The organism is Butyricimonas sp. (assembly GCF_019423355.1).
GTDB classification, from domain to species: domain Bacteria; phylum Bacteroidota; class Bacteroidia; order Bacteroidales; family Marinifilaceae; genus Butyricimonas; species Butyricimonas faecihominis.
Window position 1 is genome coordinate 393,964 of the sequence record NZ_JAHZBP010000002.1, and the last position, 26,785, is coordinate 420,748.

Annotated in this window: 23 protein-coding genes; 2 read left to right on the forward strand and 21 right to left on the reverse strand. The window is 42.5% G+C overall.

What is annotated here, in order from left to right:
- Positions 1-13: 13 nt before the first annotated feature.
- The 6 genes from QVC79_RS04380 to QVC79_RS04405 form a co-directional block, all read right to left on the reverse strand.
- The gene (locus tag QVC79_RS04380) at positions 14-940 is read right to left on the reverse strand and encodes an ABC transporter ATP-binding protein (protein ID WP_270593545.1); all 927 of its coding nucleotides are present in this window, start codon (positions 938-940) and stop codon (positions 14-16) included.
- A gap of 171 nt (positions 941-1,111) precedes the next feature.
- Positions 1,112-2,239, reverse strand: coding sequence for a hypothetical protein (locus QVC79_RS04385; protein WP_270593544.1), 1,128 nt, complete (start codon positions 2,237-2,239; stop codon positions 1,112-1,114).
- Between the two features lie 17 nt (positions 2,240-2,256).
- Positions 2,257-3,753 carry a RagB/SusD family nutrient uptake outer membrane protein gene (locus QVC79_RS04390; RefSeq protein ID WP_270593543.1) on the reverse strand — a complete coding sequence of 499 codons (1,497 nt, stop codon included), beginning with the start codon at positions 3,751-3,753 and terminating at the stop codon, positions 2,257-2,259.
- Positions 3,754-3,770: 17 nt separating this feature from the next.
- The gene (locus tag QVC79_RS04395) at positions 3,771-7,304 is read right to left on the reverse strand and encodes a SusC/RagA family TonB-linked outer membrane protein (RefSeq protein ID WP_270593542.1); all 3,534 of its coding nucleotides are present in this window, start codon (positions 7,302-7,304) and stop codon (positions 3,771-3,773) included.
- Between the two features lie 110 nt (positions 7,305-7,414).
- Complete coding sequence (locus QVC79_RS04400) at positions 7,415-8,578, reverse strand: FecR family protein (RefSeq protein WP_124318349.1); 1,164 nt, start codon at positions 8,576-8,578, stop codon at positions 7,415-7,417.
- A gap of 78 nt (positions 8,579-8,656) precedes the next feature.
- Positions 8,657-9,187: an RNA polymerase sigma-70 factor gene (locus QVC79_RS04405; RefSeq protein ID WP_124318350.1), complete on the reverse strand. Its 531-nt coding sequence runs from the start codon at positions 9,185-9,187 to the stop codon at positions 8,657-8,659.
- A gap of 540 nt (positions 9,188-9,727) precedes the next feature.
- Here QVC79_RS04405 and QVC79_RS04410 point away from each other — a divergent pair.
- Positions 9,728-10,690, forward strand: coding sequence for an Rpn family recombination-promoting nuclease/putative transposase (locus tag QVC79_RS04410; RefSeq protein WP_270593539.1), 963 nt, complete (start codon positions 9,728-9,730; stop codon positions 10,688-10,690).
- Positions 10,691-10,985: 295 nt separating this feature from the next.
- Here QVC79_RS04410 and QVC79_RS04415 read toward each other — a convergent pair whose 3' ends face one another.
- The 3 genes from QVC79_RS04415 to QVC79_RS04425 all read right to left on the reverse strand — a co-directional run bounded on the left by QVC79_RS04415 (position 10,986) and on the right by QVC79_RS04425 (position 13,155).
- Complete coding sequence (locus QVC79_RS04415) at positions 10,986-11,369, reverse strand: VOC family protein (protein WP_124318165.1); 384 nt, start codon at positions 11,367-11,369, stop codon at positions 10,986-10,988.
- Between the two features lie 105 nt (positions 11,370-11,474).
- A complete protein-coding gene (locus tag QVC79_RS04420) occupies positions 11,475-12,308 on the reverse strand; it encodes a helix-turn-helix domain-containing protein (RefSeq protein ID WP_124318164.1) in 834 nt (277 codons plus the stop codon).
- On the reverse strand, positions 12,301-13,155 hold the full coding sequence (locus tag QVC79_RS04425) for a LytR/AlgR family response regulator transcription factor (RefSeq protein WP_183312856.1): 855 nt from the start codon (positions 13,153-13,155) through the stop codon (positions 12,301-12,303). The genes QVC79_RS04420 and QVC79_RS04425 overlap by 8 nt, the downstream gene beginning before the upstream one ends.
- A gap of 182 nt (positions 13,156-13,337) precedes the next feature.
- On the opposite strand from QVC79_RS04425, the gene QVC79_RS04430 reads away from it, so the two are divergent.
- A complete protein-coding gene (locus QVC79_RS04430; RefSeq protein WP_270593537.1) occupies positions 13,338-14,498 on the forward strand; it encodes a DUF6051 family protein in 1,161 nt (386 codons plus the stop codon).
- Positions 14,499-14,518: 20 nt separating this feature from the next.
- Here QVC79_RS04430 and QVC79_RS04435 read toward each other — a convergent pair whose 3' ends face one another.
- The 12 genes from QVC79_RS04435 to QVC79_RS04490 form a co-directional block, all read right to left on the reverse strand.
- On the reverse strand, positions 14,519-16,384 hold the full coding sequence (locus QVC79_RS04435) for an SLC13 family permease (RefSeq protein WP_270593536.1): 1,866 nt from the start codon (positions 16,382-16,384) through the stop codon (positions 14,519-14,521).
- Between the two features lie 23 nt (positions 16,385-16,407).
- The gene (atpG, locus tag QVC79_RS04440) at positions 16,408-17,280 is read right to left on the reverse strand and encodes an ATP synthase F1 subunit gamma (RefSeq protein ID WP_270593534.1); all 873 of its coding nucleotides are present in this window, start codon (positions 17,278-17,280) and stop codon (positions 16,408-16,410) included.
- A 17-nt stretch (positions 17,281-17,297) separates the two neighbouring features.
- Positions 17,298-18,872, reverse strand: coding sequence for a F0F1 ATP synthase subunit alpha (atpA, locus tag QVC79_RS04445; RefSeq protein ID WP_287642440.1), 1,575 nt, complete (start codon positions 18,870-18,872; stop codon positions 17,298-17,300).
- A gap of 91 nt (positions 18,873-18,963) precedes the next feature.
- A complete protein-coding gene (locus QVC79_RS04450) occupies positions 18,964-19,512 on the reverse strand; it encodes a F0F1 ATP synthase subunit delta (RefSeq protein ID WP_027202957.1) in 549 nt (182 codons plus the stop codon).
- A gap of 11 nt (positions 19,513-19,523) precedes the next feature.
- Entirely contained in the window at positions 19,524-20,021 is a 498-nt protein-coding gene (gene atpF / locus QVC79_RS04455) for a F0F1 ATP synthase subunit B (protein WP_027202958.1), read from the reverse strand.
- A 9-nt stretch (positions 20,022-20,030) separates the two neighbouring features.
- Positions 20,031-20,288 carry an ATP synthase F0 subunit C gene (gene atpE / locus QVC79_RS04460; RefSeq protein WP_027202959.1) on the reverse strand — a complete coding sequence of 86 codons (258 nt, stop codon included), beginning with the start codon at positions 20,286-20,288 and terminating at the stop codon, positions 20,031-20,033.
- A gap of 67 nt (positions 20,289-20,355) precedes the next feature.
- On the reverse strand, positions 20,356-21,489 hold the full coding sequence (gene atpB, locus QVC79_RS04465) for a F0F1 ATP synthase subunit A (RefSeq protein ID WP_270593530.1): 1,134 nt from the start codon (positions 21,487-21,489) through the stop codon (positions 20,356-20,358).
- Positions 21,490-21,496: 7 nt separating this feature from the next.
- Positions 21,497-21,730: an ATP synthase F1 subunit epsilon gene (gene atpC, locus QVC79_RS04470; protein ID WP_270593528.1), complete on the reverse strand. Its 234-nt coding sequence runs from the start codon at positions 21,728-21,730 to the stop codon at positions 21,497-21,499.
- A 142-nt stretch (positions 21,731-21,872) separates the two neighbouring features.
- Positions 21,873-23,384, reverse strand: a complete 1,512-nt coding sequence (gene atpD, locus QVC79_RS04475; RefSeq protein ID WP_124317458.1) for a F0F1 ATP synthase subunit beta — start codon at positions 23,382-23,384, stop codon at positions 21,873-21,875.
- Positions 23,385-23,520: 136 nt separating this feature from the next.
- Positions 23,521-23,913 (reverse strand): hypothetical protein, encoded by a 393-nt coding sequence (locus tag QVC79_RS04480; protein WP_124317457.1) that lies wholly within the window; start codon positions 23,911-23,913, stop codon positions 23,521-23,523.
- A gap of 157 nt (positions 23,914-24,070) precedes the next feature.
- Positions 24,071-25,726 (reverse strand): tetratricopeptide repeat protein, encoded by a 1,656-nt coding sequence (locus QVC79_RS04485; RefSeq protein ID WP_124317456.1) that lies wholly within the window; start codon positions 25,724-25,726, stop codon positions 24,071-24,073.
- 17 nt (positions 25,727-25,743) lie between these two features.
- Positions 25,744-26,682 carry a PstS family phosphate ABC transporter substrate-binding protein gene (locus QVC79_RS04490; protein WP_164719734.1) on the reverse strand — a complete coding sequence of 313 codons (939 nt, stop codon included), beginning with the start codon at positions 26,680-26,682 and terminating at the stop codon, positions 25,744-25,746.
- Positions 26,683-26,785 lie beyond the last annotated feature (103 nt).

Here is a 26,785-nt window from a genome sequence, read left to right on the forward strand (position 1 = left end):
TATTCTGATTTAATTATTTACTCTTACCTGATAACTTGGCGAAAACCTCCTCCATGGAACTCTTTTCTGAACGAATTTCCGTTAATTCCCATCCGTGTGCCACGCTCTCCCGAACTACCGTTTTCACGACATCCCGATCACCATTATACCACATTCGTAACCCGTGTGCCCCCACGACCTCCACGTTTCGAATTCCCTCAATCCTCGTCACCTCTTCCGGTAATGGCGGAAAATCAAACGTGGCAAATAAAGAGGATGGCTCGATGCAACTATCAAACTCTTCCACGCTCCCGGAAAAAACAATACGCCCGTGTTCGATCATAATAATTGAATTACAGGTTGCCTGTATCTCGGAAAGGATATGAGTAGACAACATCACGGTACGTTCCTCCGCGATACCGCGAATCAAATGACGCACCTCCAAAATCTGGTTAGGATCCAATCCATTCGTCGGTTCATCAAGAACCACGAACTTCGGATCATGAATAATTGCTTGGGCAATACTTACCCGTTGTTGGTATCCCCCAGACAAATTTCGTAACAAACGCCCCTTAAAATGCGAAATACCACAACGTTCTTCGGTTTCCTCCACTGCCCGATTAATTTTTTTCGGATCCACCAAACGCATTTCCGCACAAAAACGCAAATACTCATCCACCGTCAGATCCGGATAAAGAGGAGGTTTCTGTGGTAAAAAACCGATATTCTTCCGAGCTGCAATCGGATCCTTTAACGAATTGATTCCGTTTATATACACTTCCCCACTTGTCTGCTTTAATACCCCGCAAATAATATTCATCGTGGTTGACTTCCCGGCCCCGTTCGATCCCAGCAACCCGACAACCCCGACGTGATCAATCTCGAAACTAATATCCTCGATTGCCCATTGTGTCGCATAACGATGATACAAATGTTCTACCTTAACAATTGGATTTTCCATACAATAATATTACATTTATAATAGCAATCACTTATCTCCCCGGCTCCCACACCGGGATTATTCACACACAATAATTCTAAAGAGAAGACTGACAAGACTCACGCACAGCTTTCGTCAGCCTTCCCTTTTATAGCCTAAAACAAAGTCTCGGCTTATAAAGTAAAAGTTACATCAATGATAAAGATTCCCTATCTTTCGGAGATCAATACCCATCTTTTTTAACTCCTTCAATAAGATCTCATACTTCTTTTTGACCAATCCATTCACATCTTTCAGCGGGTCAAGAACACCCGTACAATCATACCTATTATATCTTCCATCATTCGGAACAGCATTCAATTCATCTGAAGAATAATCGATCACCATAGCGATATAGCCTTTCAGATCATTATTCTTTGCTGTCTCTACAGGGAAATTCCAACCGATATTATACTTATCATACCCAACTACACCCAGACTATAAAATTTATTACTGGCTCCCCATGCCACGGCTTCCTCATAATCCGTCACATGAAAAAACTCACTGCTTTTCACGACTGCAACAATTTTATCGTATAACTTTTCAATTAAAAACCATTTGTGTAAATCTTCCTTACCCACTCTTTTCTCCTCCATGGTCATATTGTCAATAGAAGAATCACCATGACTTAGTGCAAAAATATTAGAAACACTATAAAAGGAAAGCTTCTCAGAAGCTCCTCTACTATACTTATAAAGACTTTTGCCCAACATCAATTTCAACGGCAAATTAGCTCGTAAAACAGAATCTTGATACAAATTCAAAAACATCTCTTCAAGCCAAGCCACCTGTTTCCCCACGTAAGCCTCGTCAGGCATATCCATTTTAAAAGATGACTCTCTGCCTTTATTTTCCTCGTACTCTTCATCGATCACCACGTAATCTCCTTCAATTTTCGCCATGTAACGGAATCCGGCATCCGTCTCATGTTCTCCTAATAAGTAATTTCCAGAAACAGTTTCCGTGTAAATGAAAACATTGTCTCCATCTACAAAAGCCTCTTCGTCAATCTTGTACTTCTCCGTTCGGGAAAGCGTATCCGTTGTCATTTCCATCCATGACTGTCCCATGTTAAAATAAAGCTCCCGGGGAGTATATTTATAAAGAATATAAAAACCACATCGAGTATACCAATCTCCGATTCTTGCATCATAATCATGATCTCCTTGAGGAAATTGTATCACGGGTTCCGACTCTAAAGTCGGCGTGAGGGCATCCTCATCGTTGCATCCTACCCATGCTAATGCGATCAGCAATATATAAAACAATTTATATTTCATAACCTTACTTTTTTCAATTATTTACTAACCTTCCTTTTATTTTGTTCCAAGTCCGTGTTTAAACGAATCGCCTCCTCCGGGATGGGCAACAGATACCCTTCCTTCTCAAGTTTATATTCCGACTTCGTTTCCGTTGGATCACCGAAGAAAGAATGTGTCAACTCTGTCATCCCGAAACGTTTCAGATCAAACCAACGATGATTGGTCTCTCCGCTCAACTCCTTACGACGTTCCAACAGACAAAAATCAAGTAACAATTGCGCATCCGTGATCTCCACCGTTTCATATTCGAAAGCATTATTCATCCTGTGACGCCTCAGCTCGTTCAAATCTGTCAACGCCTGTACACGATAGCTATCTATTCCTTCCTTCTGAAACTTTCTGGCACAAGCCTCTGCACGATTCAGATACAACTCTGCCGTGCGAATTCCCTGATACATCCCGAAATCCCGATCCTTCACGGCTGCATGAGGATAACAAGGGGTCTCGTAATTCTTGGAATCATACCCCCATGAGACAAACAGTACTCCTCTCAAATCCTTTAATGTTTCATCCAGACAGGCATCATAAGAGGCACCCAGTACTTCTATAAATTCTTGCGATAAAGCAAAAGGATATTTATATTGTGATCCTAAAATACTACCGACACTCGTACCACTATACATTCGAGCCCAAATGATCTCATCGGAACTCACGGGGCTATATACGCTCTCGAAAACATTATCATAAGGATCGCGTATACCAAATTGATTTAAATCCAGTAAAGCCGATTTCACTTGTAACACCGAGTCCGCGTAAGCCAACGCCTTATCCCAATTCTCCATATAAAGATAAACCCGTGATAATATTGCTTGTGTTGCTATATACCCGATCCGAAAATATTCCTTTTCAACTTCATGATCTTTTAGCAATTTACATCCTTTCAAAAGATCCTTTTCGATTTGTTCATAAACCTCCGCAACTGTATTACGAGTAAATTTTTCATCTTTAACACTAGAATTCAATTTTAAAGGTACTCCAAGATTCTGTTTTGGATCACCATAATTGTAAGGGAACCCGTAAAGGTTCACCAACTGGAAATAATACCATGCTCGCAACACGAGAGCCTCCCCCCGGAGATTCTCCCGCAAATCAGTCTTTCCATACATTTTATCCAAATGATCCAGCACCACGTTACATCCCCCGATCCCCTTGTAAGGAACTTCCCAAAAAATAGGCAAATTACCGCCACCGGCTTTCGCAAACATATCATCATCCCAAGTATAACGCCATTTTAACCCGTCAAAAATCTCTTGCATCTTTTCATTTTGAACCCCGTAACATTCCATGTTGTCGGTAAAAATATCCGTTATATTATAAATATTATAATCACTCAGATAAGCCTCTCCCACCAGAATCTGTTCCAGATCGCTCACCGTGGAAGGACGGACCTCATCTTGACTAGTTTCTTTCAGGAAATCATTACATCCTGTCAGTAACAGAGCAAACATCATTATATATACTCCTGTTTTCATCGTGTCTTCATTTATGATTAAAAACTCACGTTAATTCCGAAAGAGAAATTCTGGGGTCTAGGCTGTTTTCCCAAGGCCACCTCCGGATCTCTTCCCTTGAAATCCTTACTCTTGATTTGCAACGGGTTTGTTGCTGAGAAAGAGATAATCACACTTTGTGCAAAACTCGAAATCCATCTTTCCGGCAAATCATAACTAAAAGAGAAATTATTAAAACGAATGAACCAAGTATTTACAACCCGAATATCCGAGAGTTCCCACATTTTATAAGGAGCTATCCCGTTATCATTACCAAACGGATACACATCCTCGCAATTCTCCCGTACCGGAATCGACGGTATTTTTGTATGCTTCTCATCTCCGGGTTGTCGCCAGCGCTTCAGCAATTCCGTGGAAGCATTGTTAAACTCGCTCGGCATTTCATAAGACTTCGTGTAAGGAGTTGTCAGGAATGTCTTATTTCCCCGGCTAAGGTATATGGTAAGAGGTAACGAGAAACGTTTCCACCGGAACATCATGTTCAATCCCAGCGTAGTACGAGGTTCAATCGTTCCCATGTAAACCATGTATTCCGTCACATCATCCTTTGCAGCATTCGTGTTCGCATTCGAAAGATCAAACATCGGTCCGCCATTCTTCGGGTCCAACCCTGTAAAATGGAAAGCCCAGAAACTACCCACCGGATAACCCTCTTTTTGATATGTACCCGCAGTTGCCTCTTCCCACGATTGCGTTGTCTCCAATTGCGACTTAATTTTATTGTTATTATGCGAGAAACTGGTTCCGATACTCCACATAAAATTCTTCGTCCGCACGGGAACCACGCTCAAACTTAATTCCCATCCTTTATTTGTTAAATCCCCGCTATTAATATACATACTTCTGACCCCATTCTCTAACGGTACTTCCCTTTGGGTAATCAAATCCGTCGTTTTCTTGTAGTAATAATTAAAAACTCCATTGATTCTGTTTTTAAAGAAACTAAGATCAACTCCTATATTAGAAGACAACGTTTTTTCCCATTTTAAATCGGGTGTCGGACGTTTCACGATTTTCATCTGGTACTCTCCCGTTGTTTTCTGGATCGGCTCCATGCGGGCAATCAAATCCGGACTAACCCCTTCCGCCACGTTCCCCTGATAACCCAAAGAAGCCGTAATAGCGAGATTACTCAATATATCCTGCCCTTGTAACCAATGCTCATCCGTGACATTCCAACGTAATCCAAGAGACCACACCGGTTGAAAACGATGTTTCGTATCTTGTCCGAAACGGTTAGACATATCCCCCCGCATCGAGAGATTAATGGAGTAACGATTATCATACATATATCCCCCCGAAACAAAATAAGAGAAATAATTAGACAACTCATTCGTGATTGCCGGTTTTGTTCGGGCATACGCGTCATTGATAATCCCGCTCGGTGTTTCTATTGGCACGTCAACAACACTCATTCCTCGATCGGGCTGATAGCCCCAATTTGTTTGGGAAGAACCGTCATATTGATTACTCCTGACCTCCACCCCGGCCATCACGTTAAAGGTATGGGCCCCGGATAATTTTACATACTCCACTTGTCCCCGCATCGTGTAATTAAAATTCCGGTTGTTTACCTCAACGAGCTTTCCTCCGAAAGGCAATTTTGAATCTTGGAATGGCTTATCCAGCACACTATACTCTCCGAATTCATACCCCCGAAGTCCGGCGATGTATCTTGAGCGTTCCGTGAACCACATCCGCGCACTGGATGTACTGGTCGCACCTCCCAATAACAACGATAACGTCAAATTCTCTGTTATTATCCAACGAGCATTTACGTCAATATTCAAATTACTCGTGGTATTCTCGTTTCCAGAATTCGCCAATTCATTTAGTATATTGTAATTATATCCGCCGTCCTTGTAATAAAACAACTCTTCTCCATCATAACAAGGAATCACACGACTGGTCCTAAAAGCATATCCAAATGGATCAACTCCTTCCGCAAACGCTGTTGTTTCCGTATAGCCTCCCGATAAAGACGTAGAAATAGTCAATTGTTTCCAAAAGGTCGAAGTCACGTTCAAGTTCGCAGAATAAGAAGTTTGTCCATTCCCTCTGGCCGTGTTTTGCTGGTCGGAGAATCCGAATGAAGCCCTGTAAGTAGAATTCTCATTTCCTCCGGAAAAACTAATATTATGATTTTGACTAAAAGGAGTACGATAAAGGATATCAAACCAATCTGTATTCATTGTCTCCAACTTCTTCGCTGCCGAGTTAAATTGTTCCCCGTTAATCTCCCCTCGTTCGTAAGCTAACACCAATCCCCCGTAACCCACGGTCTCGGTTGGAATCCTAGCTCCACGCAGATACGCTTCCCGGGATAAATCCACTCGCTGTTTCGAATTCATCAATTCCAACTTTTTATAATTCATTCTCACGCTCGTCGAAAAATTACCGGAATAATTCAAGGTCAACCGTCCAGACTCCCCTTTTTTCGTCGTGATCACGATCACCCCGTTCGCCGCTTTTACCCCGTAAATAGCCGTGGCTGAAGCATCCTTCAAAACAGTTATATCCTCTATATCGTTCGGGTTCAACCACGAAATTGCTCCTCCGATAAAATCCTTCATCATATCTAGGTTCTCTTGATCAATGGTCGTAAATTGATTCATCTCGAAAGGAACGTTATCCTCCTGAATAATTCCATCCACTACCCACACCGGATCGGCATTTCCCATAATCGTGGAAGTACCTCTCACCCGCACTTTCTGACGCATCCCCGTCAACCCGCTCTGGTTCATCACCATCACCCCGGGTAACATTCCTTGCAATAGCTGTTCCAACGTCTCCGTTCCCGTAAAATTCAAATCCTCCCCTTTTATCTTGGAATAAGCACCAGCCATTCCTTTCTCTCTCAACACCTGATAACCGGTTACGACTACTTCATCTACCACCTCCGTCGATTCCTTCAACACCACGTTTACCACCTCTTTCCCCTTATAAACAATCTCTTTCGTTTCCATGCCCACAAAAGAAAAAACGATCGTAAACTGTTTCATTTCCTCGGGTAGCCCGACACGATAGGTTCCATCCACGCTTGTCGTCCCCCCGATCTTTAATTCCTTTATCATAACAGTCACACCCGGTAGCGGGGTGTTATTCTCGTCAACCACTTTCCCCGTGATCCATCTCCACCGGGGTGAAACATCATCCTTTTTACGTATCAACACGTATTCCCCCGAAACCTTATACGCCAACGGGATGTCCTGTAACACGACATCCAGAATCTCCGGAATACTTTTTTCCTTCACCTCCGCGGTAACCTTGTACAACTTGACATCATCATAATTAAACACGAACTTATACACCCCGACTTTTTCCAGCGTATTCAGCACATCCGATAAAGATTTCTCCTCCCATTTGTAACTCAATTTTTTCTCTTGGGCAAATACCAAGGAGGTCATGCAGATTAAACACAAAGCGAAAGCATAACGAAAGCACGTGCAACTCTTCACCTTCTCTCGTAATTTCCATCCTCTAAAAAGAGGAAAAATCGATTCTTTTTTCATAACTTTGTAATTAAAGATTTTATTCGTTCATATTCATGAACAATAGTGACTCGAAAGGGGATAGCTGGAGACTACCCCTTTTTCTATATCAAAACACTTAACATTCTCTATTACAACGAGACAACGACACTTTCCCCGTTAAACCGGACGTGTAATTTACCCGTTTCATTCAGACGTTCCATAATCTCCTCGGGAGTATCTTTACGATTTGCCCAGAACTTGAAGCGATAACTTTTCACTTCCGGATTCTGGTAAAACACCGTAAAATCAAACCAACGTCCCAACTCGTTCAAGATATTTTCCAAAGGCTCATTGTCGTAATAAAAGAAACCATCCTTCCAAGCAACGTACTTCAAGGCATCAACTGTTTCTACCCGGAACCGTCCTCCCTCCCATGAGGCATTTTCTCCCGGGTTCAACACAACTTCCGAAGTATTCGCCTGATCATTATTACCTCTTACTGCCACGCTCCCTTTCACCAGCGTCACGTTCACCGCCTTACCCGTGTAAGATTGTACGTTAAATTCCGTCCCTAGTACGCGGGTACTTACCTTTTCGGTCCTCACGATAAAAGGACGTTCTTTATCATGAACTACTTCAAAATACCCTTCTCCCTTCAGATAAACCTCTCGCTTACCCTGATCAAATACTGAGGGATAACGAAATTCAGACTCGGAATTCAACCATACCCGGCTTCCGTCTTCAAGAACCACCAAATACTCCGCTCCCCGGGGAATCTGTAACGTGTATTGTTCCGCAACCCGGTCAGTAACCCGTAAAACTTTCAGGTATTGCCTCCCTTTCAAGGAATCTACAACTAGCCCCTCCCCTTTTAATAAGGTATCTATATGCCCGGTTCCCAACAAAAACTCATTCCCAGTCCCGGTAATCAACTTCACATCCGACCGTACTTGTCGTGCAACCGGGACAGTGTTTTCCAATGACAAATCCACGAAATACCATTCATTCAGTAAAATATCCGTTACAACTAACGCCAAAACAACCGCGGCAGCACTTAACCACCATTTCAAATACATTCTCCACACACGAGGTTTCGTCTTTCCCCGGAAATATTGCCATTGTTTCTCCACGTCCGGAGACCTCATAGCCGCCTCCAGCTCTCCGGCTTCCCGGAAACGCCTCAACTCTTCCAACAAATCCCGGTGTTTCCCCGATTCCAACCACTCCCGTACCTCCATCTTCCCCCGGATCTCAGGATGCTGCAGTACGTAAAGTGCAAATTCTATTTTCTCCAGATCATTTTCCGTTACCATACTTTTTACCCATTTACATCTAATACACGCTCACATACTCTAAACGGGTGATGCCAAAAACGAACTTTTTTTATTTTTTTATCTAAAAAGAATAAATAACAAAATATAATCTTCAGTAAATTCCTCCCGCAGAATCCTCAACGCTTTATTGACATGTGTTTTTACCGTATTTATCGAGATACCTAAATCATCTGCCGCCTCTTGATACTTTTTCCCTTCTAGAAAACATTTCTTAAACACGTTCTTCGTTTGAGCCGGCAACAATTCGATCAAATGACGCAATTTTTCGATCTGCATCTCGTACTCCACGGACTCTTCCTCATGATCTTCCAGCTCCACTTCAATCTCCCGGGAAAAACGCTCCTTCACCTTTTTATGGCGAATCAAACTCACGCAACGATTACGAACTAAAGTGTACAGCAACGGAACAAGGGAAGAAGAAAACTCCAATTTCTCAAAATTCATCCATACTCGCTCGAACACGTCGTTCACCACGTCCTTCGCCTCCTCCTCGTCATTCAAAAAACTGAAAGCATGATAAAACAACCGGGTATAATTTTCCCGAAACAAACATTCAAAAGCATCCCGATGTTCCACCAATTCTATCATATTCCGATCACATATTCGAGACAAATATAGCAAAGTAAAAATGAAACAACAACATTAAAAAATCTTTTTCCCGCACACTGTCAATCCGACATCCGAAACCGCCAACTCGTCTCTTCGTGTCACTGACAGGCCGTTTGGCACACCCTTTGTTAATCCAGCCCGTGAATAGGACCAGCTATTTTTTAATAACCGATCTCTACTCATTTAATCACTTAAACATTTAACACTTAAATTATAGGAGATTTTATCATGGGTGCAGCCGGAAACAAAAAACCGAAGAAAAGCAAGAACAAAAAAGATGTTCCGTCTTATTTAGTCGAAGAAACGACACACGAAACACCTCTAAAAAACAAAAAGCACAAATAAAATATGCTTACGGGAAAATAGAAGAGGGGATCTTGGGATTTTCCCTCTTCTTTGCTATAATTACGTCCCAAATTTCGCGATAGCTCTATCAAAAAAATTATCACTCGCCCGTGACCTTTCGTGTCACAATTATGCGTATATTTGTCATATATTCAAATAAAATACTTATCTGCCATGGCACGAGAAAATTATGTACGATTCGACTGGGCAACCAAACGATTGTTAAGACAAAAATCAAACTTCGTGATTCTCGAGGGATTCCTCTCCACGTTACTGGGAGAACGTATCAAAATTGATCGTATGCTGGAAAGCGAGGGCAACCAGCAACATGCTGAAGATAAATTCAACAGGGTCGACATGCTAGCTGAAAACAGTAAAGGTGAACTCGTTATTATCGAAGTACAGAACAACCGGGAGCTGGACTATTTTCATCGTATGTTGTATGGAGTATCAAAGGCTATTACCGAATACATCACGAAAGGAGAACCCTACTCGCAAGTAAAAAAAGTATACTCCATAAACATCGTGTACTTTGACCTAGGACAAGGGGAAGACTACGTATATCACGGGAACACTTCTTTCGAAGGAATTCATAAACATGATACCCTCAAACTATCTTTACGACAACGAGAACAATTCATCCGTGAGAATGCCGGAGATCTTTTTCCTGAATACTACGTGCTACGTGTCAACGAGTTTGATAAACTGGCTAAAACTCCCCTTGACGAATGGATAGCTTTCTTGAAAACAGGTGAAATTGCCGACAACACAAAGACTAGCGGATTATCCGAAGCCCGAGAATTACTACGTCTTGACAATCTTAGTCCCAAAGAACGTGCCAGCTATGAAGCACATTTGAGCGCCCTACAATATCAACGCAGCGTGATCCAATCCGGCTGGATTGAAGGGAAGGCTGAAGGGAAGGCTGAAGGATTAGCTGAAGGATTAGCTGAAGGATTAGCTGAAGGGAAGGTTGAGGGGAAAGCCGAAGGATTGATTGAAGGGAAGGCAGAGGGATTAGCTGAAGGAGAAAAAAAGAAGGCTTTGACGATAGCGAAACAAGCAAAAGAAATGGGTATGTCCATCGAAAATATTCTTTTACTAACAGGATTAAAAAAAGAAGAACTCCCATTTTAAACCAGAAATTTCACTCTCATTTCAAAGAACAACAACCAAAAAACACGAATAACCAGCATATTAAAAGGGGCTGTCCCAAAAGTCATTTTATCCTCAAAAACTCCTCCGTCACTTCGTGCCACCTCCTCTATAAACAGAGGAGAAACTGGTGATTTTTGCCAAAGACAGGGAGTATTTCAGCTCTCCCTCTGTTTATAGAGGGAGTATCCCGAAGAGGGGAAGGAGTTTGAAAAATGACTTTTGGGACAGCCCTATAAAATCAACCCGCAAGATATGGTTCGTCTCGTCCGGATTACTATTCTCCCGGATGAATGTTTCGTGTAAACAAACCGATCCGGTTTCCCTCGGTATCTAAAAAGTAAGCAAAATAATCTTTTGATCCCTCACAAGTTTCACAAGGTTCCGTGGCAATCTTTCCCCCGGCCTTCCTCACCAAGACTAAAGATTCATCCATATTTTCCGTGTAAAATGAAATCGTAATACTGTTAGAGGTTGGCTGGTATCCTTTTAAATTAAAAATACAGCCGATCGGTTGCTGATTACCGGAAGAAATAAAAGCCATCTTCTCTTCTCCGTATTCGACAACCTCCAGTTTTTCTCCGAAAACCGTCCCGTAAAACTGAACTGCCCTCTCCATGTTGACAGCAGGAATCTCAAAAAAAGCTACGAATGTTTTCATGTTGTATTTATTTTATTGATTAACACAACAAAAGTACACCCTCATCACCCCTCAATTATTGGAAAAAAGAGACATTCTCAGTTCCGATAAAACTTTTATTTCCTTCTATGCACCTAGAAACCATTCAATACTCTCTGCATCCTCGGAAAAACACATCAATTGAAAAAGAGTTGACGAAGTATGACCGGTTAAAGCCTTAATTTCATTCGCCAGATGAGCCGCATCGTAATATCCGGTATGGAATGCCAATGTTGCCAAATCAACCTCCGGCATTCGATTTCGAAATTCCACGGCATACAAAAAACGAATCACCCGTAAGTATTGTTTCGGCATTAATCCCACGTAAGCCGCAAACACACGCTCAAATTGCTTTCTACTCAAACAAGCATAACTGGCCAGTTGCTCCACATTGAACATTCCCCGACACTGTAATAAACGAGTCATGACCATCCGCATCCGGTTATTCTCAAATTCATTTCTTCGCTGCAAGCGACCTAACAAAAATGACTCCAAACCCTCCACCCGTTCGTCAAAACCGGAAAGATTCATCATTTGCTCTTCCATATCTTTCCCTTCTCTTCCCAACACCTCTTCCAGAGAGACGTATCGGTTTGTCAGCTCATTCAGAGGCAAATGCAAAATGTCCCGTACCCCCACAGGGGTAAACACAACCGACATCAGCCCCACCCTACCCGTGGGTAAAACATCTATAAATTCGGTTCGCTGCCCGTAAAGTGTCGCCCGGGGATGAGTTTCTTCTCCATCGGACAGAATAAGCTTGTACGAATCCCGATAATAAAAAACAATTTCCATGAATCCCTGCGGTGTAAGACGATGCGGCTCACACGATGGACATACATCCTCAAGATCTAGCATCCAGTAATACTGGACATACCCGGATAATTCCCGGCAAGGCGGTCTGTATTGGTATTTACTCATTCGAAGAGGAATAACACATGAACCAGCGCGTCACTTTCTCACTGTAAGTCTTTGAAATCGGAATATCGGGAACTTTCTCAACCCCGAATTCCAAATAGACTCCATCTTTCTCCCGACGAATCACTTTAACATGCTCGAAATTCACCATATAGGAACGATGGCACCTCAATACATTCGTCCCTTCAAATGTCTCTTCCATCGCCTTCAAAGTATTACGCAACATGAATTTTGTCACCACGCCTTTATTCAAATACCAAATCTGCACGTAATTATCCGCGGACTCGATATAAAGCAAGTTCGAATGTTTGATTGACAAACGCAATTCACCTTTCTCATCCCGAAAAGAAATAACACTCGTCCCCCCGGTATCTCCCTTCATCTCTTCAAGCATCTGCAATTTCTGTTCCTTATCCCGCCAAGAAAAATAAAGCATCAAGATCGCATAAGGCAATAAAAGAATTAATGACGTGTTTTCTGAGGCCTCCCAAAAAGTTTCTATCACGTCCCTCTCCGGCCGTAAAAAACAAGAATAAACCGTGTAGAACGTCGATAGAAAGAAAATTTCCAACACGATCCAGATGCCATACTCGATATAATTAAGGGTATGCTTCTTCGTGTAAAAATACATGATCACACGACTGATCGCCACGGCAAGTACTCCGGTAAGAATGACCAGACTCGAAAAAATGAAAAACTTAAATTCCGATACCGGATACCACGTCAGAGAACTGAAAGGTTTGTAGATATTGATAAAAATCAGATCAAAAAAAGCAGTGAATAATACCAAGCGTATTAAATTTGATTTATCGTAATAGTAAGCTGGTATTTTTCGGGTCAACACGTTCATCTCTCTCTAATTTTTATAAATTTCAAACAAAGATACATTTTTCCCGTAAAAAATTTCACCCCTAAAGAGCAAATTTCATCCCTAAATATGAGATTTTGTCCCTTTAAGTCTAGGTACACACCATTAATTTTGAAAACAAAGAATTGTGGCGTTTGTTTGTATTAAAATTAATCGCAAGAGCTATGGAAATCTCAACTAGAACAAAACAATTAAAGGCTATTTTTTCTTATGACAAGAAAGTTATCCTAGAAGATCAACCACTGGAAATTCGTCCTTATCATTTTATCCAGAACATGGGAGTAAATGAAATAGAGCAATTTCAGCAATTGATCCCGACAAGTGAATTTTGTTCTATCCCGGACAATAATATTCAGGAGAACAAGAGTTTTTCGTATACCATATTCACGCCTAAAGGATCACGAAAAACGAACCAGGCAATCCTGTTATTACACGGGCTGAACGAACGTAACTGGGACAAATACCTCACTTGGGCAGAATATTTATCCTTAGCCACGGGTAAAGCGGTTATTTTGTTTCCGATAGCTTTCCACATGAACCGTACTCCCGGTAACTGGTATAATCCAAGAACCCTTATGCCTTGGGTAGCACGTCGTAAGCAAGAAGTGGAGCATCTGGATAATTCCACGTTTGTCAATGTGGCATTAAGTTATCGTCTCTCGGACACCCCTTTGCGCTTTTACATATCCGGAAAAGAGTCCATGTTCAATTTATGGCAGTTATTCCGGGAAATAAAAACCGGACAACACCCCCTGTTTGAAAAAGATTCATCCATAAACATTTTCGCCTATTCCATCGGAGCGTTCCTGTCACAGATTCTGATGCTTGCCAACCCGGAACATCTATTGGATGACAGTAAACTATTCCTCTTCTGTGGAGGCTCCATATTCAGCCAAATGGACGGAAGTGCCCGGGATATCATGGATCAAGAGGCGTATAGAAGAGTTAAGAATTATTTTCTGAATGATTTTCTGACAAAAAATGATGAACATCGAATGCTCCCCGTTTTGTATGAAGAGGATTTCATGGAAAAAGCATTTAAAGCGATGATACGTCCCGAGGTAATGAAAAATTACCGAGAATCATTTTTCGAACGAATTCAAGATCGTTTACGGATTGTCACACTCAAAAAGGATACCGTAATGCCAACACAAGGAGTTATTGAGGCACTCGGTCCCAAATGTGTTGACACGATATTGGAAGAATTGGATTTTCCGTACGAGTATTCTCATCAAAACCCATTTCCCACCAACACTGGAGCCACACCTGAAATGCTTTATCAATCTTTTACCGGAATATTTAATAGAGTGGCCAATTTCCTATAATTAGCCCCTCTATATTTTCCTTAAAACGGAAACAATAAAGGTAACACTAAAACCATCACGATACCCATAATCACCTGCAAAGGTAAACCGACCTTCACGTAATCCATAAACGTGTACTTCCCGGCAGACATCACCAGCGCATTAGGCGGTGTTGAGAAAGGAGATGCAAAACACATACTTGCAGCTACGGTCACGGCAAACAGGAATGGATAAGGACTTGCTCCTATATCTAGTGCGGCCTTCAAGGCTATCGGAGCTAAAAGGACAGCTGTCGCCGTATTACTGATAAACATGGTTAACAACGAAGTTGTAAAGTAAATCCCTGCCAACAGGATAATTGGCCCGAAATCACCCAAATAACTGACCAAACCGGATGAAATCATAGCTGATGCCCCCGTTTTCTCCAATGCTAACGACATAGGCAACATGGCTGCAATCAACACGATACTTTCCCAATTAATCGTTTTGTAGGCATCTTCCACGTTACGTAAACATCCGGTCAATACCATCAATAAAGCAGCAACAATCACGGCAGCCACGGGAGCCACGGGAATGGAATCGAAAACCATCGCAATAATCATTAGGATCATAATCGTTGCCGCAATCGGGGCTTTGTGATCCAATGTCACTTTTGCGGCCTCTGCCAGTGGTTGACCGACAACAACCCATTCCGATTGCATTTCATTCAACCGGGCAATATCTTTCCATGTCCCCTGTACCAACAAAGCATCCCCCGAATGCATCTTTTCATCCTTCAATTCCTGTAAAAGATACTTTCCTCCCCGCTGGATTCCCAATATGTTAATATTGTACTTTTCCCGAAAACCGGAGTCTTTTACAGCTCGATTAATCAATTGAGAATTCGGCATCAATAAAACCTCGGCAATACCGATCTCCCCGAACACCATATCCCGGGGAACTTTTTCTTCCGAAACTTCTGCCGTATGTGTATCCAATAAATCTAAATTATTATCTTTCGTCAATAATTCGATTTGAGCAAAAGCTCCCAAAACATACAACACGTCACCTGTCTGCAAGGAAGTATTGGGGCCTGCCAGCTCTTGATCAATCGTCTTCATAAAAGGATTCTGAGACTTTGATTCTCGCCGGATTTCCAAAATCGTGACGTTATATTTCCCGGTTATATTCAATTCGGCCAATGTCTTTCCTCGAAATGTAGAATCCGATTTCACTCCCACCCGGAACAGATTCTGAGCAATCTGGTATTCATAGGCCAAATCTTTTAATGATTTTTTCCGTGCTTTTTTCTCCGTCTTTTTCTCGCCCTTCTTAACCAGAAATATCCGACTTAAAGGTATCAACACGACAATTCCAATCAACACGCAAATAATTCCAACCGGAGTAAACGAAAAAAAGGACAACCCCTCAAATCCACCCTCCAACAAAGTATTTTGAATCACAAGGTTAGGCGGTGTACCTATCAGCGTCGCCATTCCACCCATGCTACTTGCAAATGCCAAAGGCATCAAAAATCGACTAGGACTAACATTCGCACTAACCGCCATACTGACCACAATCGGTAACATCAGAGCCACGGTTCCCGTGTTACTCACAAACGCCCCGATAGCAGAAGTAACCAACATGATTAAAATAAAAAGCTTCAACTCGCTCTTACCTGCCAGTTGAAGTATTTTACTACTGATCATTTTAGCCAATCCGGTTTGAAATATGGCACCCCCCACCACGAACAACCCCACCATCATAATCACGATGGAATTAGAGAACCCTGAAAGTGCCTCCTCCGGGGTTAATATACCACATAGTATCAAAAGTACCAACGCACAAAGTGCAACTACATCAGACCGAATTTTTCCATTTACAAAAAAGAAAGCAGATAATGCTAAAATAATCAGCGTTATAACCATAAATTAAACTATTATATCATAAATCACTCTATCGACCCACCCACAATATCCATCAACTCGGCCGTAATATTCTGTTGTCTCAACTTATTGTATTCCAACTGCAAGTTTTTCAACAACTTAATAGCATTATCATTTGCCATTTGCATAGATAAGATGCGAGAGGCCTGTTCTGAAGTCTGATTTTCCAGTAGGTACCGATACATTGTGGAATGGATAACCAACGGATAAATCGTCTCCAATATCTCTTCGCAATCCGGCTCGTAAATATATACTTTATTTCGTTCTTTATCTGAAAGAGCTTTCGTTTCCTGAGGTACCCACGGAAGTAACTGCTCCCGACTAATGATCTGTGTTCCCATACTCTTATAATGAGCATAAATAACTTCGACCCGATCCACATCCTTCTCCAAAAAACGACGAATTAATTCATCTGCCAATGCCGTTGCTCCTTCTGCATATTGTTTTTTTTCGAAAAGATCGGGGATCGGCATAACCTCCACCCCCCTCGTCCGTTTTATATCGTTCACGAGCTTTCTCCCCACGGAATAAACGAAAACAGGCGATTTAACCTTACCATCATACTCTTGTAATGTCTCCAATAATTTCTTGTATAATAGCAGGTTAAAAGCGCCACATAAACCTTCATTGGCAGCAAAAATAACAATTGCGACCCGTTGAACCTGACGATCCTGACTCAACGGAGACTGATAATCATTAATTTCACTTGCAATATGATCCAGTATATTTTGCAACTGTTCCATGTAAGGACGGGCATGATTCAATGCATTCTCAGACTTCCTCAACCGGGCAGAAGAGATCATCTTCATGGCTCCGGTTATCTTTTGAGAAGAATGTACCGAATTTATCCTTCCTTTCAATTCACGTGTTGATGCCATAATTTTTACTTTATGAACTAATTAAAAGTCTGCCCCACTTCCGTGGCCACTTCTTCTAATAATTTAGATACATTTTCATCCAGAACCCCCTCCCGCAATGGCTCCAAAATCTCTTTTTGGTATTTGGATCGCAATATTTCCAAGAACATCTTCTCAAACTCGGCTACATGCTTCAACTCCACGTTACGCAACAACCCTTGTGTACCGCAATAAATCACGGCAATCTCCTCCTCCACGGGCATCGGTGCATGCTGGGGCTGAATCAATAACTGAGCATTCTTACGCCCTTTATCGATCACCATCTCCGTCACAGAATCCATGTCTCCTCCAAACTTAGAGAAGGCCTCCAATTCCCGGTACTGGGCCTGATCGATCTTTAATGTTCCGGCAATCTTCTTCATAGCTTTCACTTGGGCATTACCACCGACACGGGATACCGAGATTCCCACGTTAATTGCGGGACGTACCCCTTCGTTGAACAATCCGGCCTCAAGGAAAATCTGCCCGTCCGTGATAGAAATAACGTTTGTCGGAATATACGCCGACACGTCTTCTGCCTGAGTCTCGATAATCGGCAATGCGGTTAATGAACCACCTCCTTTGGCTGTGGATTTCAACACATCCGGCAAATCATTCATCGTCTGTGCCATCTCATCACTGGATATAATTCGCGCTGCCCGTTCCAACAAACGAGAATGTAAATAGAATATATCTCCCGGATAAGCCTCACGCCCGGAAGGACGACGCAAAATCAAAGAAATCTCACGATAAGCAACAGCCTGTTTGGAAAGGTCATCATACACAACTAATGCGTGACGACCACTGTCTCGAAAATACTCTCCGATCGTCGCTCCCGCAAAAGGCGCATAGTAACGCATAGCTGCCGAATCGGATGCGTTTGCCGCAACAACGACCGTGTACTGCATCGCACCTCTCTCCTGCAACGTGTTCACCAACATGGCTACAGATGATGCTTTCTGACCGATAGCCACGTAAATACAATAAATCGGATCACCGTTATCGAAATTTCTTTTCTGGTTCAAGATCGTATCCACGGCAATAGATGTCTTTCCGGTCTGACGGTCTCCGATGATCAGCTCCCGCTGTCCCCGTCCGATCGGCACCATGGAATCAATCGCCTTGATCCCTGTCTGTAACGGTTCTTTCACCGGCTGACGATAGATTACCCCCGGAGCCTTACGTTCCAACGGTAACTGTATCAATTCCCCTTCTATAGGTCCGGCTCCGTCGATAGGTTCACCCAGCGTGTTGACAACCCGTCCGAGCAATCCCTCTCCCACCTTCACGGAGGCAATACTTCCCGTACGTTTCACCGTGTAATTTTCCTTCACCCGATCACCGGCATTCATCAGAATCACTCCCACATTATCTTCCTCCAAGTTCATGGCAACCCCACGAACCCCGTTCTCAAATTCCAGCAACTCGTTAGCCTGCACATTATCCAGCCCGAACACGTGGGCCACCCCGTCACCAACCTCCATCACGGTTCCCACCTCTTCGAAAGCCATCTTCGTATCGACCTCCTTGAGTTGCATTTCTAAAATATCTGATATTTCATTCGCTTTCAACATAACCCTAAATAATTTTAGATTTAATGATTTTAGATTTTAAATTTCAGCCTCACAAGGCTAACACCTTCTTCTTGTCATCCTCCCGAAGGATTCATTTATAATCTAAAAATCCAAACTGGAGACTCATCTCCTTCAGCTCTTTCATCAGCGAGGCATCTAGTTGTCGGGACCCGATCTGTAATATAAAACCTCCGATAATCGAGGGATCAACCTTATGGACAAACTCTATTGTCTTATCAGTATGACGCCGCACGAACTCTTTGATCTTATCCATCGTCTCGTCCGACAACTCCATCGCCGTGATGATCTTCACCCGGATAATCCCGTTTGCAGCCCGGTAAATCTTCTGAAACATCAGGCAAATTGACCTGACATACATTTCCCGGTGGTTTCTTATCAACAAACGAATACCCTTGATGTACGCCTCTCCCGGTTCGATTCCGATAGCCGTGGAGAGCAGCATTTCCTTATCCTCGGGTGATAACAACGGATTTAACAAAGCTTTCTGCAAGTCGGGATGAGCGATATAATTTTTCTCGAATAATTTCATCTTCTCATACACTGCATCAGCAGCATTTAACTCCTGCGCGTATCGAAACACGGCCTTTGCATACCTTCGAGCAATCAATCCTTCGTCCATACTCTCCTCCTTTACTCTTTATTTTCAAGCTCGTTCAACAACTTACCGATCAGTTCCATTTGGTTCTTATCGGTAGCCAAGTCTTTACGCATCACTTTCTCTGCAACCTGCAAAGACAAGGATGCCACTTGTTTACGCAATTGTAATTCTGCTTCCCGTTTTGCCTGCTCTATCGACAAATTGGCAGCCTCCCTCACTTGTTTTGCCTCATTTTCTGCCGCTTTTCGGGCTTCCGCTATCATCTCCCGTTTCAGCCGTTCTGTCTGCTGCAATACCTCTAATTGTTGCTTACGGGCTTCCGTCAGCAAATCTTTGGCATCCTCTTGTGCCTTTTCTCGATCTCTTTTAGCCTCCCGGGCATACTCTACGCCTTTATCAATAAAATCAGCCCGCTCGTCCATCATCCGGACAATAGCCGGCCAGGCGTATTTTGCCAGAATGCCGAAAAGAATCAAAAAGACAACCAGCATCCAAAACACTAATCCGAATTCCGGTGTAAATAATGACATAGCTTCTTTTTATACAAACAATGCTAATAAACAAACGATAATTGCGAAAAGAGCAACACCCTCGATCAAAGCCGCAATCACGATCATATTGGTTCTGATATTGTTAGTCTCTTCCGGCTGACGGGCAATAGCATCCATCGCCGAAGAACCGATCTTACCGATACCAATACCTGCAGCAATAGCTGCCAAACCAGCTCCAACACATGCACCTATCTTAGCCAGACTTAACCCGGCTGCTGCTACTTCCAATAAAATCAAACTTTCCATAACCTTATTTATTAATTTTAGATTTAATGATTTTAGATTTTAAATTCAAACTTTTAGATTTAAGTTTTTAGCTTTTAACTTTCCTCACTCTCGCCAACCCGATAAAGATTGTTGAAAGCAACATAAACACGTATGCTTGAATAAACCCGATCAACACGTGAATCAAGTTCATAAACACGGCAAACAATACTGAAAATACCGTTGTAACGCCCAATACCACCTGTCCCATCACGCTAAACAGAAAGATCAACGAAATCAACACCAACACAATCAAGTGTCCTCCCAACATGTTAGCGAAAAGACGAATCATCAAAGCCACCGGTTTCGTGAACACTCCGAATATCTCAATAACAGGCAATAAGGGTACCGGACATTTCAATCCCATAGGCACATCCGGCCAAAATATCTCTTTCCAGTACTCTTTCGTCCCTGAAACATTAATCACCACGAAAGTACATAATGCCAAGACCAGCGTGATTGACATATTTCCCATCACGTTCGCCCCTCCCGGGAATACAGCTATCAACCCCATCATATTGGATACGAATATAAAAAAGAACAAAGTCAACAGATAGGGTGCATATCGCTTAGATTCCGTTCCCAGCACACTGACAATAACCTCTTTATATAACATTTCGACAATCATTTCCAGACCACCCATTCCCTTACGCGGGGCCTTAAACTTTTTCCTTTTATAAAATCGAACTAACGAGAACACGATCAACATCGTGATCAGCCCGCTAATCATCACGGAAAAAGCGTTTTTGGTGATAGAAAAATCATAAGGACGATATTCGTTTCCGGCAGCATCTACCCCCACGATCTTCCCTTCATAAGCTCCTTCCCCGGCAATATGAAATCCTTTATATGTTTTCCCGTCTGCTAAACGTGAAGAACTGAAAAAATACCATTTCCCACCATTATCCCGAACAATCACGGGCAGAGGTATGGTTACCTTTCCGATAATCGTCCATCCATACTCGTCCCCCAAATGCTCGAAAATAGTCTTTTTAGGGTCAAAAGCCTTATCCTCCCGTTCCTCCTGCTGCATCACGGAATCCACCCGTACGGCAAGCTCGTCCTCGACCTGTTGCGATTCTTCCCCGCTAACACCCGTTGCGGCCACTCTAACCGCACCCGCAGTTAGCGTTCCGACCAACAGAACAAGTGTCAACAATATATATTTCAAATCATTCTTCATAGGTGCATTAATTTATACAAACCACCACATTATTGTCCCGAACTTCCACAACTCCCCCGCGAATCTGTACACTCTTTTCCTCTTCTGACCCTTTATAGACAATTTCTCCCGGAGTCAACGTAGATACTAACGGTGCATGATTTTCCAACACGGTAAACTGACCCACCGTACCAGGCAATTTCACCATTTGCACCTCACCTTTATAAATCACTCTTTCCGGAGATACTATTCTTAAAATCATGACCTTAGTTATTTTAGATTTTAAACTTTAGATTTTAGATCCTATCGATTAAGTGATTTAATGATTTTCGATTAAGTGATTTTAATCATCGAATCGGCAATCACGGAATCTTTTTCATTCTAAACTCTAAATTTTACATTCTCTAATTTCTTTTCTTCGCTTGTTCAATCATCTCTTTCCCTTTCTTTATCACATCATCAATGGTTCCGGTATTCATAAATGCCTGCTCCGGATATTCATCCATATCCCCATCGAGAATCATCTTGAAACCTCGAATCGTTTCTTCCAACGGAACCATAACCCCGGGAATTCCGGTGAATTGTTCAGCCACGTGGAAAGGTTGCGATAAGAAACGTTGCGCCCGACGAGCCCGTGCCACCACGATTTTATCCGAATCAGATAATTCATCAACCCCCAAAATTGCAATAATATCCTGCAACTCGTTGTAATGCTGCAATAATTCGACCACTCTTTGTGCGGTTTGATAATGTTCTTCTCCAACAATTGCCGGATCAAGAATACGCGAAGAAGATTCCAATGGATCTACCGCCGGATAAATACCCAATTCGGTAATCTTACGACTCAACACCGTCGTGGCGTCCAAGAAACTGAATGTCGTGGCCGGTGCCGGGTCTGTCAAGTCGTCAGCCGGAACATAAATGGCCTGGATAGAAGTAATTGAGCCATTCTTCGTGGAAGTGATACGTTCTTGTAACTTACCCATCTCCGATGCCAATGTCGGTTGATAACCTACTGCTGACGGCATACGTCCCAACAGGGCCGATACCTCCGACCCGGCTTGCGTGAAACGGAAAATATTATCAATAAAGAACAAAATTTCTTTTCCTCCAGCATTCGAATCCCTAAACATTTCCGCAACCGTCAACCCGGACAAAGCCACTCGTAGACGAGCCCCGGGAGGTTCATTCATCTGTCCGAAAACCAATGTTGCCTGCGACTGGTTCACCTTCTCCATGTCCACGCTCTCCAAATCCCACTTCCCCTTTGCCATCTCCTCCTTGAACTTGTCACCATAGTTGATAACCCCCGATTCTATCATCTCCCGCAACAAATCGTTCCCTTCCCGGGTACGTTCTCCGACTCCGGCAAACACGGAATATCCATTATGTCCTTTGGCAATATTATTAATCATTTCCATGATTAACACTGTTTTACCAACTCCGGCACCCCCGAACAGACCGATCTTTCCACCTTTAGAATAAGGTTCCAACAGATCGATCACCTTTATTCCCGTAAGCAGCAATTCCTCCTTGATAGACAAATCTTCAAATTTCGGTGCCTCTCGATGTATAGAACTCGTTTCTTTGTAATCCAATGGGGCCAGATAGTCAATAGCATCACCTGTCACGTTCAACAAACGTCCCTTAATCTGGTCCCCCATAGGCATCGTCAAGGTCCGTCCTAAATCCAAAACCTTCATACCGCGATATAAACCGTCGGTGGTATCCATTGCTACACAACGCACGGTATCTTCTCCCACGTGTTGTTCCACCTCGACAATCAACTTCGATCCATTCTCCCTCTCAATCTCCAGAGCCTCGTAAATAGGAGGTAAGTCAACCCCTCCACCTTCAAAAATGACGTCCACAACAGGACCAATCACTTGTGTCACGTATCCGACTTTCTGTGTCATAATATATGATTTAAACGTTCTTTAAATACCAACTTATAACTTTAACGTATATTCACTCAGAATAGTTTCTTCCCAGCCTTATTATATTCAAGCTATGTACTAGATTCCCAGTATACGTTTATATGATTATTACAAATTAAATAATCATCTTGTTCATCCAGTAAATATAAAATCCCTGGATATGTTTCATAGACAAGTAATCAAAGATTTCATCACGCCACGCGTCATGACTATTCTTTCCCTCGATACCTTGTTTGAGAATCTCTTTCGCAGAACTCACTCGTTTGTCTTTTTGAATTTCTACATCCTCGGGTAAATCCACAATATCCGTCAACATAAATGACTTCTCCAGAAAATCATACACGTCCGTCAGATCAATTGCCGAAAAAGTAGCTGTAATCTCTGAACTATTCATCGATTCCCCGGTGATCTCCATTCTTCTTTCTCTTGGCATGTCCTCCGGCATAGCTTGCCCTCCAAAACAAACCATCAAAAGTAAAATTGGTATCGCCCGCAAAATCCACTTCATAATTCAATCTATTTAAATATTCAATAAACAACTCTCCCCTTGTAAAGCAATTTCCGTACCAAAACTTAATCTTTTACGAATACTAAATTTTCATTTTATTAAAATTGGGGATATCCTAATACAAGAACATCCCCACAATCGACACGCTTTTACCGATTCACAGCTTAATACTCTCAAGAGCTTTCAAGGCCACCTCATCCTTGGCATCCAACGTTAATACTTTAGAGAAAAATGACTTTGCTTCCCCGTATTCTTCTTTTGCCGGATCAGGATTCCCATTATTTTTTGTGGTAATAGCATCAGCAATCACGTAATGATAATACCCCAAGTATTTATAACTTTCTATCAGTTCCCGTTTATAACGTTCCGGTTGTACTGATCCTATTTCTATTACTTTCTCGTAATATGGTTTTGCCAACCCCTTCGTTGTTTCCGGATCAAGCATGGAATTTACCCGAGCCCGCCAAAAATAACTCACGTAACTATTAGGAACTTGAATACTTAACTCTTTGAATAAAGTATCTGCTTTTATCAGCTCTTCCTTTTGCAATTCTGGAACTGAATCCTGACAAGCCAGATTATAGTAACATTTCCCCAGTTTCAACAAATCTTCCGCGGCCGGTTCCTCCACGAAATCAAAATATTGCTGATAATAAACCACGGCCGAATCCAATTCTCTATTTTTCACGAAAAGATCCGCAATATCTTTCAATAACTCCTGACGTTTACCATCCGCATTCAACGCCTTTTTATAATAAGTAATTGCCTCGTTATACTCTTTTTTCACGGTCAACTGTTCCGCGTAACAAAGATAATCCTGACAAATCTGACTCTCTTCGGGAGTAGATTCTATAAAATGCTTTATAGCCTCCAGACATTTTTCCCCATTCTCCCGTTTAGAAAGACAATAAGCATATAAACGTTTAGCCACCAAATCTTCCGGCTTTTCTCTCAACACGGACTGAAGTATAGGTAACATCTTATCATACTGTTTATCGAAATACAGTATGCCGGCATATCGCAACAAATTATTCTGGTCATAGTATCCCGACTGAATAAATTTAGAATAATTATCAGCTGCAGCCTTACTATCTCCGGTCATTTCATACAGTTCCCCTAATATACAATAAATACCACAAAATTCCGGGGATTTTTCCCGGGCCTTATCCAACTTTTCCAATGATAAGGAACGATTGGCCGACATGTACAAGCGAGCCTGTTTTAAATATGCACCCACACAATCCGGACTAAAATAAGCGGCCGTTTCGTATTTGGCACAAGCCTCCCCGACTTTCCCTTGTGCTGCCAGAATATCTCCTTCCACCAAGTACGGCAACCCACTTTTAGCATCCAACTCTCTCGCCTGATTCACGTGTTCCATTGCTTTTGTCATATTACCTGCATACAAATATGCTCTGGCTATTGCCAACTGCACGCCGGCATCTTTCTTGTCTTTTTTACTTGTAAGCACCTCTTTGAACAACTCTTCAGCGTCTACATCTTTCCCCAATTTCAACCCAACTAACCCGATCCGGTTGTAAGAATAGTCAGGCATAAACTCTATTCCTTTCTGGTAGTATACCCCGGCAGAATCACGAAGCCCCGACACCAGATAACATTCCCCCAGATAGTAACAGGTTTCTGCTTGCAAAACTCCCTCTCGTTGTTGCTTCAAATTATCGAGGAAAAAAGCCTTGGCAGCCCCGATCATTCCCGATTCATAAAGATCTATTCCGACCTTATTGTCTGCTGCCTTCACGCTCCTCGCTGCCAGCAAGCAAAATAATCCGCATATAATTAATTTCGTTTTCATGATCTTAAAATTATTCGTTAAAGTTGGTCCCTCACGTTCACGATATTCACGGGCATCGTGGCAGGTAACAATCCGGCTTTCAAAATGATTCGCTGTCCTCTTGCTCCTGCAAAAAAGGAGGTTAACCCGGTTGGGAGTGCGCTCCGGGGATCATTCAGTAAAATATATATATCACGAGACAATGGATATTGCCCCGTGTAGAGGTAATACTGGTAAGGCTGGTAACTATTCCCGTAAGTAGGTAACTCCGCACGACTGATCCGTGCCACCTGTATCTCTTTTCGAAAATCCCGGCATAAAGAATCCTGTTCGTCACTAATCCAATTGACCCCGATTACCCCCATAGCACCGGGAGTTCGAGTAACATACTCGATGACATCCCGATTCGTTCCGGCGGCATGACATCGATCAGACAAGTTACCCCACCCGCATATTGAATCCAGCACGTAACGTACTGTGCTGGAATTCCGGTGGTCAAACACAACTTGTATTTCACCCAATTTCGAATCCGCCGACAATTGGTTCCAACGTGTTATCTCTCCGGAAAATATTTTCTTTAAAGTACTCACATTAAATATCGAATCGGCATTTTGCCTGTTTACAATCAAAGCAACACCATCAGTAGCTATCTTGATGGACTCCGGAAAAAACTTATTGCTGTGGAATGACTCTAATTCGTCCCCCGATAAAGGGCGTGTGGCCAACACCCAGCGCACGCTGTCGCGTAACAACAGGGTTATTGCATCCACTTCACTCGTATATATCGGGACGATACCTGTCTGATTATATTGCGCTTCAAAAACTGCAATCTCATCCTCGGCCAAGGGAGACAGCGTTTCGTCGACTGCAACTCGAATTACCCCGCTAAACAAGGTATCTTGTACTCCTGAAGTTTTCCCTTTACAAGCCACAAGGGAGATCAGGCATAACAGCCAAAAGCCGATTCGAATATTCATAACCTTTCTAATTTTTGATTTACGATTTTAGATTTAGTAATTTTCACTCGCTGTCCAACGCTTTCTTTTAATCACCTAATCGGCAATCACTAAATCACAGAAT

Bases quoted from the DNA above. Each gene is read 5' to 3' on its own strand.
- QVC79_RS04380 (WP_270593545.1), bottom strand. From the start codon at position 940: ATGGAAAATCCAATTGTTAAGGTAGAACATTTGTATCATCGTTATGCG.
- QVC79_RS04385 (WP_270593544.1), bottom strand. From the start codon at position 2,239: ATGAAATATAAATTGTTTTATATATTGCTGATCGCATTAGCATGGGTA.
- QVC79_RS04390 (WP_270593543.1), bottom strand. From the start codon at position 3,753: ATGAAAACAGGAGTATATATAATGATGTTTGCTCTGTTACTGACAGGA.
- QVC79_RS04395 (WP_270593542.1), bottom strand. From the start codon at position 7,304: ATGAAAAAAGAATCGATTTTTCCTCTTTTTAGAGGATGGAAATTACGA.
- QVC79_RS04400 (WP_124318349.1), bottom strand. From the start codon at position 8,578: ATGGTAACGGAAAATGATCTGGAGAAAATAGAATTTGCACTTTACGTA.
- QVC79_RS04405 (WP_124318350.1), bottom strand. From the start codon at position 9,187: ATGATAGAATTGGTGGAACATCGGGATGCTTTTGAATGTTTGTTTCGG.
- QVC79_RS04410 (WP_270593539.1), top strand. From the start codon at position 9,728: ATGGCACGAGAAAATTATGTACGATTCGACTGGGCAACCAAACGATTG.
- QVC79_RS04415 (WP_124318165.1), bottom strand. From the start codon at position 11,369: ATGAAAACATTCGTAGCTTTTTTTGAGATTCCTGCTGTCAACATGGAG.
- QVC79_RS04420 (WP_124318164.1), bottom strand. From the start codon at position 12,308: ATGAGTAAATACCAATACAGACCGCCTTGCCGGGAATTATCCGGGTAT.
- QVC79_RS04425 (WP_183312856.1), bottom strand. From the start codon at position 13,155: ATGAACGTGTTGACCCGAAAAATACCAGCTTACTATTACGATAAATCA.
- QVC79_RS04430 (WP_270593537.1), top strand. From the start codon at position 13,338: ATGGAAATCTCAACTAGAACAAAACAATTAAAGGCTATTTTTTCTTAT.
- QVC79_RS04435 (WP_270593536.1), bottom strand. From the start codon at position 16,384: ATGGTTATAACGCTGATTATTTTAGCATTATCTGCTTTCTTTTTTGTA.
- atpG (WP_270593534.1), bottom strand. From the start codon at position 17,280: ATGGCATCAACACGTGAATTGAAAGGAAGGATAAATTCGGTACATTCT.
- atpA (WP_287642440.1), bottom strand. From the start codon at position 18,872: ATGTTGAAAGCGAATGAAATATCAGATATTTTAGAAATGCAACTCAAG.
- QVC79_RS04450 (WP_027202957.1), bottom strand. From the start codon at position 19,512: ATGGACGAAGGATTGATTGCTCGAAGGTATGCAAAGGCCGTGTTTCGA.
- atpF (WP_027202958.1), bottom strand. From the start codon at position 20,021: ATGTCATTATTTACACCGGAATTCGGATTAGTGTTTTGGATGCTGGTT.
- atpE (WP_027202959.1), bottom strand. From the start codon at position 20,288: ATGGAAAGTTTGATTTTATTGGAAGTAGCAGCAGCCGGGTTAAGTCTG.
- atpB (WP_270593530.1), bottom strand. From the start codon at position 21,489: ATGAAGAATGATTTGAAATATATATTGTTGACACTTGTTCTGTTGGTC.
- atpC (WP_270593528.1), bottom strand. From the start codon at position 21,730: ATGATTTTAAGAATAGTATCTCCGGAAAGAGTGATTTATAAAGGTGAG.
- atpD (WP_124317458.1), bottom strand. From the start codon at position 23,384: ATGACACAGAAAGTCGGATACGTGACACAAGTGATTGGTCCTGTTGTG.
- QVC79_RS04480 (WP_124317457.1), bottom strand. From the start codon at position 23,913: ATGAAGTGGATTTTGCGGGCGATACCAATTTTACTTTTGATGGTTTGT.
- QVC79_RS04485 (WP_124317456.1), bottom strand. From the start codon at position 25,726: ATGAAAACGAAATTAATTATATGCGGATTATTTTGCTTGCTGGCAGCG.
- QVC79_RS04490 (WP_164719734.1), bottom strand. From the start codon at position 26,682: ATGAATATTCGAATCGGCTTTTGGCTGTTATGCCTGATCTCCCTTGTG.